This is a genomic window from Mycolicibacterium sp. lyk4-40-TYG-92 (assembly GCF_030209435.1).
Classification (GTDB): Bacteria; Actinomycetota; Actinomycetes; order Mycobacteriales; family Mycobacteriaceae; genus Mycobacterium.
Map to the genome: position 1 here is coordinate 265,441 of NZ_JARVRX010000011.1, position 9,746 is coordinate 275,186.

The following is a 9,746-nucleotide window of genomic DNA, read 5'->3' on the forward strand; positions in this document are numbered from 1 at the left end:
GTCAGTCCGTCCGCGCGGCCAGATCCCGCTTGAGCACCTTGCCGGTGGGGTTGCGCGGCAGCTCGTCGAGGAACACCACCTCGCGCGGCACCTTGTAGCGGGCGAGGTTGTCCTTGACGAACTGCTTGACCTCCGCCTCCGATACTTCGATCCCCTTGACGGTAACCACGAAGGCGCACAGGCGTTTTCCGAACTCCTCGTCGTCGACCCCGACGGCGGAGGCCTCCACGATGGCCGGGTGGGTGACCAGCAGTTCCTCGACCTCGACGGGGAAGACGTTCTCGCCGCCGGAGACGATCATGTCGTCGTCCCGGCCATCGATATAGAGGCGACCCTTGTCGTCGAAGTGCCCGACGTCGCCGCTGGCCATCAGGCCGTCGATGAACTCCTTGGTGCCGCCACCGGTGTAGCCTTCGAATTGCGTTGCCGCCCCGACGAATATCCGACCCGTTCCGGGGGCGGGCACCTCACGGCCGCTGTCGTCGAAGATCTTGATCCGGCAGCCGAGCATCGGCTTGCCGACCGAGGTGGGCGCGTCGCGGATGTCGGACGGCGTCGCCATGGTCGCGAGTGCCACTTCCGTTGAGCCGTAGAGGTTGTAGACCACCTCGCCGAGCAGGTCCTGCGCCGCGGTGGCGACGGCGGCCGGCAATTGCGAGCCGGCGCAGAAGATGGCGCGCAGGCTCGTGGTGTCGTAGCTGCGGACGGTGTCGTCGCCGAGGCCGAGCACGCGCTGCAGCATGACCGGCACGACGCAGACCGTGGTCGCCTTGTGCCGCTCGATATCCGACAACAGTTGCTCGGCCTCGAACTTGCGGCGCAGCACCAATTTCGAGCCGAGGGCGATCGTCATGATGGCGATCAGCAGTCCGGTGCCGTGGAAGAGCGGCGGCCCGATGATGGTGGCTTCGCGGGCCCGCATCGGCAGCCGCTCCAACAGACCACCCGGCAGGATGAAGCTGCGCGGCTCGGCGCGCGGTGCGCCCTTGGGGGTGCCCGTCGTCCCGCTCGTCAGCAGGATGATCTTTCCCGCCTTGGGCGGTGCGGGCGGCGCCTTCGGCGAGGCGTCGGCCGCGAGGGCATCGAGATCGTCACTGGCGCTGTCGATGTCGGCGACGAACGTACCGTGCCTGGCCTCGATGTCCGCGACCAGATCGGTGAACTCGACGTCGTGCACCAGCAGATCGACACCTTCGCGGTTGGCGACCTCGGCCGCCTGGCGGGCCGAGAACGCCGTGTTGAGCCACACCGCGTTGACCCCGGCACGCGACGCGGCGAACGCCACGATCAGCGGACCGCGGTGGTTGCGACACAGGATGCCGACGGTATCTCCCGGGGCCAGACGGGCGCGGAATGCGTTGGCAATTCGGTTGACCGCCTCGTCGAACTCGGCGTACGTCAGCTCGCCGCGTTCGTCGGCGATCGCCGGATAGGCGCCGTGCCGAATCGCGGCGATGCGCGGCGCGGCCCCGAACGGCCCGTAGGTGTTGAGCGCCTGGAGGACCTGCACCAACCGGTGCGGCAGGTCGACGCCGATGGCGCCGGCCCGCACCAATGCCGCGAGGGCGCGGGTTTCGAGGCCGGCCCGCCGGGCCGGCTCGGCAAGCAGTGAGTTCAGGTCCATCGGCATTCCTTTTCTATTCCGCCGCAACGGTTTCGGGCGACTCCGGTGCCGCCTGGGCAGCGGCGGACTCGCCGAACATCGAGTAGACCTTGTTCCGCACCAGGTCGAACGGACGTGGGCTGAGGGCGTCGGTGAGGGCCGTCAGCTGTCCGGACGGCGGGCTCAACCGGCGCGGCCGGTGCATGATCGCGTCGCACAAGGTGGCCGCAGCCTGCTCGGGCGTCAGGGTGGGGAAGCGGTCGTACATCTTGGTCGGGGCGATCATCGCGGTCCGCACCAACGGCATGTGCACCGTGGTGAACGTGATGTTCTCCGACACTGTTTCACCTTGCAACGTGTCGCAGAGTCCGTCCAGTGCCGACTTGCTGGCGATGTAGGCGCCGAAGCGCGGCAGCTTGGTCTGCACGCCGATCGAGGACACATTGATGATGTGCCCGAAGCCGCGCTCGCGCATGCCCGGCGTGAACTTCAGGATCAGCTGGACCGGCGCGAAGTAGTTCAGCTGCATGGTCCGCTGGTAGTCGTGCATGCGGTCATGCGACAGCTCCAGCGAGCGCCGGATGGAGCGGCCGGCGTTGTTGATGAGGATGTCGACGTGACCCAGGTCGGCCAGCACCTGGTCGGCCATGGCGCCGATGGCGTCGAGGTCACTCAAGTCGCAGGGATAGACGTGCGCGGTTCCGCCGTCGGCGCGGATGTCGTCGGCGACGCGCTCCAGGTTCTCCCGGGTCCGGGCCACCAGCACGACCTCGCCGCCGGCCGCACCGATGCGGCGGGCGGTGGTCTCACCGATACCCGCCGAGGCGCCGGTGATCACGACGATCTTGCCCTTGACGGCGTCTTCGAGGGTGTAGCCGGTGAGCGCGTCGACCACGGTCTGCAGGTAGATCGGGCGGGTCTTGATGGGCGTGTTCATGACGCTGGCGAACACGGCAAGCGGTTTGGCGCTGACGGCGGCGACGGGCTTGGTCGCCAGTGCGGTGAGGTCGGAGAGATTCATGGCAGGGGTCCGTTCTTGGGGTTGCGGGTGGTTTCAGCCCAGGGCCCGGCGGGCCAGGCGCAGGGCGGGCAGCAGCAGGGCGTGGGGAGTGATCGAGCCGGTGATGGCCATGAGCTTGACGACGGTGCCGGGGATCACCTGGCGGGCGCCGGCCTGCATGCCGTCGACGGCCTGGGCCGCGACGTCCGCGGGGGAGACCTGAGCCGGGCGCAGGCTGAATTCGTGGGCTGACGCGATCTCGGCCCATTCGGTGGGGACCGGTCCGGGGCACAGCGAGGTGCAGGAGACGCCGGTGCCGCGCAGCTCTTCGTGGACGGCCTCGGAGAACGAGTTGACGAACGCCTTCGACGCGCCGTAGGTCGCCATGGACGGCATGGGCTGGAAGGCGACGACGGAGGCGACGTTGAGGACGGCGCCCGCGCCCCGCTCGACCATGCCCGGCAGGACAGCGTGGGTGAGTTCCTGCACCGCAACGACATTGAGCTCTACCTGCTCACGTTCGCGGTCCATCGGCAGGGTGTGGAAGGCGCCGCTGGTGCCGAAACCCGCGTTGTTGATGAGGCCGGCGACCGGCCGGGTGCGCAGTTCCTCGATCAGGTTCTGGCGTGCCGCGCCGTCGGCGAGATCGCACGGCCGCACCGTCACGCCGACGCCGTGCTCGGCGCGCAGTTCGTCGGCCAGGGCGTCAAGCCGGTCCTGACGGCGGGCGACCAGATAGAGGCTGTAGCCGCGGGTGGCGAGCACGCGGGCGAGTTCGGTTCCGATTCCGGACGAGGCACCAGTGATGACGACCTCGGTGGTGCCAGAGGGCTTCGGCAGAGTCATGTGGCTCTCATTTCATGTCGACGTGTGACTGTGCCAGTAACACTGGCACAGTGTGAATGTTGGTGTCTATACTTCGTGGAATGACAGATGTCACAGTCGAGGAATTCACCATCGACGAACTCGCTGCGCGCACCGGCACGACGGTGCGAACCATTCGCTTCTACAACGAGAGCGGCCTACTGCCGCCGGCTGAGCGGCGTGGCCGTCTCGCGTATTACGGTGCGCCGCACCGCATTCGGCTCGAGCTGGTGCAGCAGCTGCAGCAGCACGGCTACACCCTCGCGGCCATCACCAAGGTGCTGGCGCGGCTGCCCGACGGCGCGACGGCCCATGACCTCGCCGTGCGTGCGGCACTTCTCACACCGTGGAGCCCGGCCGAGGACGAGACCGTCGACCTACGCGAGCTCGAACAACGCGCTGGTCTGTCGCTGGACGACAGGGCGCTCGAAACCCTCGAGGCGCTGGGTGCCATCCGGCGCCTCGATGACGGCACGTTCAGCGTCCGGCAGTCGGTGCTCGGCGCGGCCATGAACCTGCGCGACACCAACGTCCCGGCTGAGGACGTCCGCCGCCTGGCCGGCGTCGTCGACAAGCACATCGACGCCCTTGCCAATGAGGTGACGGATGTCGTCCTCAGCCGGATTCGGGAAGCCGAGGACCCCAACGCGTACCTCGCGCGGATCGCCAAGGTGGTGCCCAACTTGCGGCCGCTGGCGGCGCAGATGATGGCCGACCGGTTCACCGCCGCGATCAATCAGGCGGTGCAGGAGCGCGTGGCGGAGCTGGAGATTCCGGCTAAGTAGGCCGCAGGCGGTTACTTCCGGCGGAGTTGGCAGGTCGCCCTGGTGGTGGCGACGACGGTCCCCTCGGCATCGGTCACGACCGCTTCGACGACGTACTCGGACTTGCCGTTCTGGGTGGCCTCGGCCTCGATCCGCGCGATGTCCTCGTCGCTCAGTTCGGCTTGCGCCCGCACGTCGGATTTCGCCGGTGCCGTGTACTGGATCGACATGTCCTTGACCAGCGGGAAGAACTGGCTCTGGTCGAACGCGGTGAGGGCGAGAATCCCGCCGAGCACCTCGGCGACGGTGAACAGCACGCCGGCGTACATGACGCCAAAGTGGTTGCCGTTACCGGCGATTGGGGCCGTCGTGGCGGCGAAGCCGGGACGGACGTCGACGACTCTGACGCCCAAGCCGTGGGCGGACGGGATGGTGGTCGCGAACATCGAGTTCATGAACTCGAGCTGGGCGGCGTCGGCGGTGTTCGTCACGCCGTTCAGGCTATCCAACGCGGTTAGTCCGGCTACTGACTTCGCGGACTTGTGGTGCCCCCACCAGGGCTCGAACCTGGGACCTGCGGATTGCAGGCGATGATTCCCGACACGCCGCGTTGGTTGCGGATAGTTCTGTGGCGCAACTGCTTTGCGGCGCGGTGAACACTCGGTGATTGCCGCTGATTCTCGGTGTGTCCTGGGTATTTCAGCCCAATAAGCGTCAGATTCGTCGCCATGAGTAGCTGACTATGCGTCGTCGATCGTTTTGAGGACACGTTTCGTACTCATACTCGTGAGTCGGATCTGGGTGAGTCTTACGTTCAAGCCAGAGCTCCATTAGAGAGGCGCCGACATGTGCGAGCTCCTTGATGAACTTTCGACGACGTGCCAGCTTTGTCGCCGGTTGCACATCGACTGCGATACCTGCCCCTGCGTTCAGCGCCTTGGGCATTGGGTCATCGAAGGATGCGATCACTGCAGAATCCGAGACGACACGTCAGGGGCCAACTCTGCGATGACGACCGGTTGAGAGACGAGTCAGCGCACGGCCGGCCGTCTCAACGGTCAGGGGTTCTTGAGCGCCCACCCCGGCACCCAGTGGGTGACGGTCTTCTGCTGCTGCCCGAACACGATCGGGTAGGTCACGAGTCCTCACCATTGGCCTTTGACGCAGCGCGCCCAGCAGGTGAGCTGGCCCGTGACGACCAGGTGGAGCTGTAGGCCACCCGGCTGGTAATGCTCGTGGTGGTGCGGTTGCCGTGGAAACAGGGTGGCTAGGTCGATCTGCGCGTTGCGCGGTGGGTCGACCCGGCGGAAGTCTGTCGCCGGGTGTCGGCCGGTATTGCTGATCGCCGGCAGGTCATCCTCCATTCGATACTACGTTCGAATGGAGGATGGTCCCGGATGAAACTACCGGCGCACTAGTCACCAACCTTGGGTCCGGTCCTGCAAACTGACGGTATGACGACTGAATCAACGGGCGCACATTTCGACGCAGGCAAGCCGCTCTACATCGTGGTGGACCAGAATGGCCAGGCCCTCAGCTATCACGAATCGGAACACGGCGCCGAGAGCCAGTTGGGTAGCCGAAGCGACGCGACCGCAATCCGGCTGGCGGAACTCCATCACTAGCAGGGTTACAAACGCGTCTGGCCTTACTGGCCGCGGCTCATTCCGAAGGCGCGTTCACCGACCAGCCCAAGTTTTTTAGTGCTTCGGCGGCCAGTCCGGGGTACTTGCGCACCGCTGCCCTCAGCTGCAGCTCTTGAAACGGGCGCCTCGTCGCGTTCAGCGCTTCTTGCCAGCCTTGCCGTGCTTCAACTAGGCCTTCCACGATCAGCAGCTCAATCACGTCCTCAACGCTTGGGCGGAACCGCCGCCCCCCGACGGGACCTACGGGTAGGTGCAGCTTCGACAATGGCCGATCGCCGAGCATGGCGCTCACAACATCCCAATGCTCGGACGATGCGCATATCTGAAGATGCGCCTCCGGGTATCCCCGCTCTTTGTCCTTATCCCGTTCGTAGTCGTAGTGGAGCAGTTCCTTCGACAAGTCCGCATCGAGGGCAAGCATGGTCATTGACTGCTTGACCATCATGTAGTCGTTCGTGTCATCCACTTCTAGATGCATGAAGAAGCCCAGGTACAACTTCGCCTGCCTGGTCCCGATGGTCAGAGGAATCCCAGTTTGAAGGTCCTGATCCTGGGCGGAAATCTGGTAGCCGATGTTCATGCCGGCCTTAGCGCCAGGTGTAACCGCTGGACGCACAACGGCCTTGAGCTTGACGCCGTTGCAAACTGTCTTGTTCAACGTGTCGCTCAGGGAACTCGCGAGTGCTTTGGCCTCCGCTTGAATGTTGATCCCGGGCAAGACTTCAGCCGGCGTCAATCAAGCCGTACAGGTCCCCTATGGCCATCCAGGCAAGGCGCGCGCGAGTACTGGTGTAATGACCGTCTTTTGCCTGTTTTGCGAGGTCGTCGAAGCTAGCAGCGCCAGCCCGCCTCAGCGCGTTCCGAATCGCCTGCCGGGTGTCGTCCAGGGAAGCCGTTTCGACGAAAGCTTCGGGCTCGGTCACAGCAGTCATGTCAGTAACTCTCTTTCCTCGTCGAACGCGACGATAAAGCGTCCCTCTGACAACTTCTAGTCCGTACGTGTCCCAGTATGCCCGCAGGTGTCCACCGGCTTCGCCTCAAACACGAAACTACGCGGCGGGATGCTCAGCAATCGCTTCGCCCAAGATATCCGCTCCGGGACCCTGTGAGACCCGACGCGCGTGGAGGATAGGTCTCCGCTGATTCCATTCCGCCAGTCAGGCGCGGTGCGTACGGGCCTGGGGGTCGGTACGAGTCTGGTGTGTATGGGTTCGGTCAGTCGAGGAACAGCGTCGGGTCGGCGATTACGACGCTCGGCGGGATGTCGCCTGTCCGGATGGCCGTCATCGGCGACTCGTACACCCGGCCCTCATGGCCGCATTGGTTAGTGATGGTGACCGCGGTTGTCGCCCCACGTAGCGAGCCGTCGGATTGCCTGGTGAGCGTCCACTTGATCCCGTAGATATCGGACTGCGCACCACCTCCAGGGCAGGCGTCAGGCGGCATTGGAGAGAGAAGTGGTTGAGTCCACTGACCATCGATGTAATCCAGAGTGATCGCCTGGCCGGTGTTCTGCTGCGGATTGTCTGTGATCACTTGGGCCGCGGTGGCAACACATCCAGCACTGGCGCAAAGAGATCGAATCGCCCACACCTCCGTACGCGCCTTCGCAGGCCCGGTGGCGGGGAGTCCGTTGACTGTTTGCTTGGTGTGATCGATGGTGAATCGATACATGCCGTCGAGCGGCCCGGGGCGCCGAGTCGGGTCCGGGGTCGACGCCTTGATTGGACTCGGCTCAGGTAGGTGCACGGTGGATGGCGTGTCGCCGATCCTGTTCATCGTGACCGGCAAATCGATGACGTTGCCGCGGAACCCGCACTCATTGGTCACTGTGTGCCCGAATGACGAACCGCGTAATTCCTCCTTACTCACTGGCTCGATGTCCCAGAAGGTGCGTTGGGTGTGGCTACCCGGGGCGATGCGATTGCCCGTGAATAGGCATTCTTGCTGAGGGACTGGACCAAAGAGTGGGTCTGATATCCAGTGCCCTCCGATGTATTGCAGGTTCAGGATGACGGTCGGCGACCGGGGTTGATCATGGTGGTTCGAATCGAGCGGAGTGGCGCTGGCAAGGCAGGCTGCGTCTCCGCATTGGGACCGAAACGCCCAAAAGGTCGTGTTGCCTTCCGGCGCGGCGGCTGCGATGCCGTTGACCTTCTGTTTCGCAGCGTCGTAGGTGATGCGATAGACGCCGTCCAGTGGTGGCGGCTTTGGAGCGCCGGCGGCCATGCTGGCGATGGACGGCGTGGCGGGTGAGCTAGCGGTTGGCGATGGCCGACTGCCCAATGCGTACCCCACATAGACAGCCACTGCGACGATCAGGACGAGGCTGACGACGACCGCCGCGACTGTGATGCGTCCCGGTGTAAACCACTCGCGGCGAGGCGGGTCGAGAACCTCGGTCTCGGCGCTGTACGCGAGGGCGTCACCCGATGCTGGGCTCAATTGTGTTGGGCCGGCCGACGTTAGGGCATCGTGGTCGACGTGATCAGGCTCTGCATCGGCTGGCACTGCTACTCCTGGCGGACTGGTGACATGTGCCGATCCTATGAGCCGGCTATATCCCGATATTGGGAATTGGCCGCCCTACTTTGCACGCTTAACATCGAGACGCCGACTAAGCGCTTTGGATGTCTTACTAGGAGACGTGAACGCCGGGACAGATGTCCTGAACAGCCTCTTCGAGTACCTGGCCTCCAGCGCGACGGTCTATTCCGAGATAAGCCCCGACTTCGGTCGCCACATATTGCCCGCTGGCCCCGGCACTTAACTGGGTGCAGATTGTTCGGCCGGCAACCAGTAACTTGGCCTCGGTAGTCCCGAGGGGGCCGCGCAGCACGCCAATGAACGTCGACTCCCCAGCCGTTGGCGGGCTCGTTTGATTGCGTGCGGTGCAGACGAACGGGTCTTCGTGAGCGCCACAGAAGCCTGGCGGCTGCGCATGGGCGGCAATTATCGGCAGGAAGCATCCAACGAAGGCTGTTGCGGCCAAGGCGCCAATGTGCGTGCGAGTGTTGACCATGGGGCGGACGGTAGTCCACTGGGGTGGCGCAACAACCGCTTTTCGTTGACTCCTCCGGCCCGCAACAGATTGACGATCAGGCGAGGTAAGCCTCGGCGCGGCTGATGAACGGGTCGAAGTACTTACGACCGGTGTTCTTGTAGAACTCCTCGCCTGCGCGAATCCTCGCGGCGTCTGCTTCCGCAGCTTCGCGTGTGCCCCAGAATCTGACGATGGAACCGGCGCGCAACTGATGGGAGTTGCTATTCTCGACCTTGGCGTCGACCGCCCAACAGTCACCGGGCGATGTGATCCCTTGGACGCTCTTATCTGTTGCAGCACGGTCGCTTTCGGAGTCGCAGCGGCCCTTGCTTCTCACTCGCAACGTCATCGGGCCCTCCTCGCTCATCCGATGGCTGCGGTGCCTTGGTTGGCGACCGCACGGCGGTAACTCCGAAGCCTGTTGACCGGTGGAGACCACCGGATAGTGACCGGCGTACTGACCGGCTTGTCCTCGCGGACGACGCGAAATGACTTGCGCGGCTGGATATTTTTTCATTGCAGGCACTCTCATACTCGGGTTCTGAGCCATGCCGTGCCCTACCATGCGCAGGTCGGATACTTGGGCGTCACGGTTGCCCTACCGACGCATCGGAGCTTACAGCGCCTTGTCGTCGGGCGGGAGGTCGTTGGTGACCTCTATGAGACTCAGCTCGAGGTCCTGCCGTGCGGCGCCCCAGTCGCCGCCCTTGATGATGTAGATCGCCTGGGCGTTGTGCCGACGAGTAAACGTCGACTCGATGAATAGTTTTTGTGCCCCTGTCGGACTTCGGTTGATGGGTGACGGATCTGTTTCGGTTGATCCTTG

Annotated in this window: 13 protein-coding genes; 2 read left to right on the top strand and 11 right to left on the bottom strand. The window is 64.4% G+C overall.

Going from position 1 to position 9,746, the window contains the following annotated elements; all coding sequences use genetic code 11:
• Position 1 precedes the first annotated feature (1 nt).
• From QRN63_RS18240 to QRN63_RS18250, 3 genes are read right to left on the bottom strand one after another with little or no spacing between them, the layout of a single operon-like run.
• Entirely contained in the window at positions 2–1,624 is a 1,623-nt protein-coding gene (locus QRN63_RS18240) for an AMP-binding protein (protein WP_285032127.1), read from the bottom strand.
• A gap of 13 nt (positions 1,625–1,637) precedes the next feature.
• Positions 1,638–2,624, bottom strand: a complete 987-nt coding sequence (locus QRN63_RS18245) for an SDR family NAD(P)-dependent oxidoreductase (protein ID WP_285032128.1) — start codon at positions 2,622–2,624, stop codon at positions 1,638–1,640.
• 33 nt (positions 2,625–2,657) lie between these two features.
• The gene (locus tag QRN63_RS18250; protein WP_267315826.1) at positions 2,658–3,449 is read right to left on the bottom strand and encodes an SDR family NAD(P)-dependent oxidoreductase; all 792 of its coding nucleotides are present in this window, start codon (positions 3,447–3,449) and stop codon (positions 2,658–2,660) included.
• Between the two features lie 80 nt (positions 3,450–3,529).
• Here QRN63_RS18250 and QRN63_RS18255 point away from each other — a divergent pair, with 80 nt between their 5' ends.
• The gene (locus QRN63_RS18255; protein ID WP_267315825.1) at positions 3,530–4,252 is read left to right on the top strand and encodes a MerR family transcriptional regulator; all 723 of its coding nucleotides are present in this window, start codon (positions 3,530–3,532) and stop codon (positions 4,250–4,252) included.
• A gap of 11 nt (positions 4,253–4,263) precedes the next feature.
• On the opposite strand, the gene QRN63_RS18260 is transcribed toward QRN63_RS18255, so the two are convergent.
• Positions 4,264–4,722 (bottom strand): PaaI family thioesterase, encoded by a 459-nt coding sequence (locus QRN63_RS18260; protein ID WP_285032130.1) that lies wholly within the window; start codon positions 4,720–4,722, stop codon positions 4,264–4,266.
• Between the two features lie 654 nt (positions 4,723–5,376).
• On the bottom strand, positions 5,377–5,595 hold the full coding sequence (locus QRN63_RS18265; protein ID WP_502888157.1) for a hypothetical protein: 219 nt from the start codon (positions 5,593–5,595) through the stop codon (positions 5,377–5,379).
• 90 nt (positions 5,596–5,685) lie between these two features.
• On the opposite strand from QRN63_RS18265, the gene QRN63_RS18270 reads away from it, so the two are divergent.
• Positions 5,686–5,856 carry a hypothetical protein gene (locus QRN63_RS18270; protein ID WP_285032131.1) on the top strand — a complete coding sequence of 57 codons (171 nt, stop codon included), beginning with the start codon at positions 5,686–5,688 and terminating at the stop codon, positions 5,854–5,856.
• A gap of 37 nt (positions 5,857–5,893) precedes the next feature.
• On the opposite strand, the gene QRN63_RS18275 is transcribed toward QRN63_RS18270, so the two are convergent.
• From QRN63_RS18275 to QRN63_RS18295, 6 genes are all read right to left on the bottom strand, one after another.
• Positions 5,894–6,595 carry a hypothetical protein gene (locus QRN63_RS18275; RefSeq protein WP_285032132.1) on the bottom strand — a complete coding sequence of 234 codons (702 nt, stop codon included), beginning with the start codon at positions 6,593–6,595 and terminating at the stop codon, positions 5,894–5,896.
• Between the two features lie 4 nt (positions 6,596–6,599).
• Positions 6,600–6,809: a hypothetical protein gene (locus QRN63_RS18280; protein WP_285032133.1), complete on the bottom strand. Its 210-nt coding sequence runs from the start codon at positions 6,807–6,809 to the stop codon at positions 6,600–6,602.
• Positions 6,810–7,092: 283 nt separating this feature from the next.
• On the bottom strand, positions 7,093–8,388 hold the full coding sequence (locus QRN63_RS18285) for an Rv2253/PknI dimerization domain-containing protein (protein ID WP_285032135.1): 1,296 nt from the start codon (positions 8,386–8,388) through the stop codon (positions 7,093–7,095).
• Between the two features lie 127 nt (positions 8,389–8,515).
• Positions 8,516–8,899 (bottom strand): DUF732 domain-containing protein, encoded by a 384-nt coding sequence (locus tag QRN63_RS29680; RefSeq protein ID WP_350224458.1) that lies wholly within the window; start codon positions 8,897–8,899, stop codon positions 8,516–8,518.
• A 76-nt stretch (positions 8,900–8,975) separates the two neighbouring features.
• The gene (locus QRN63_RS18290) at positions 8,976–9,269 is read right to left on the bottom strand and encodes a hypothetical protein (RefSeq protein WP_285032136.1); all 294 of its coding nucleotides are present in this window, start codon (positions 9,267–9,269) and stop codon (positions 8,976–8,978) included.
• A 267-nt stretch (positions 9,270–9,536) separates the two neighbouring features.
• The coding region (locus QRN63_RS18295; protein ID WP_285032137.1) for a hypothetical protein at positions 9,537–9,746 on the bottom strand (210 nt) is incomplete at its 5' end.

Bases quoted from the DNA above. Each gene is read 5' to 3' on its own strand.
- QRN63_RS18240 (WP_285032127.1), bottom strand. From the start codon at position 1,624: ATGGACCTGAACTCACTGCTTGCCGAGCCGGCCCGGCGGGCCGGCCTC.
- QRN63_RS18245 (WP_285032128.1), bottom strand. From the start codon at position 2,624: ATGAATCTCTCCGACCTCACCGCACTGGCGACCAAGCCCGTCGCCGCC.
- QRN63_RS18250 (WP_267315826.1), bottom strand. From the start codon at position 3,449: ATGACTCTGCCGAAGCCCTCTGGCACCACCGAGGTCGTCATCACTGGT.
- QRN63_RS18255 (WP_267315825.1), top strand. From the start codon at position 3,530: ATGACAGATGTCACAGTCGAGGAATTCACCATCGACGAACTCGCTGCG.
- QRN63_RS18265 (WP_502888157.1), bottom strand. From the start codon at position 5,595: ATGGAGGATGACCTGCCGGCGATCAGCAATACCGGCCGACACCCGGCG.
- QRN63_RS18270 (WP_285032131.1), top strand. From the start codon at position 5,686: ATGACGACTGAATCAACGGGCGCACATTTCGACGCAGGCAAGCCGCTC.
- QRN63_RS18280 (WP_285032133.1), bottom strand. From the start codon at position 6,809: ATGACTGCTGTGACCGAGCCCGAAGCTTTCGTCGAAACGGCTTCCCTG.
- QRN63_RS29680 (WP_350224458.1), bottom strand. From the start codon at position 8,899: ATGGTCAACACTCGCACGCACATTGGCGCCTTGGCCGCAACAGCCTTC.
- QRN63_RS18290 (WP_285032136.1), bottom strand. From the start codon at position 9,269: ATGACGTTGCGAGTGAGAAGCAAGGGCCGCTGCGACTCCGAAAGCGAC.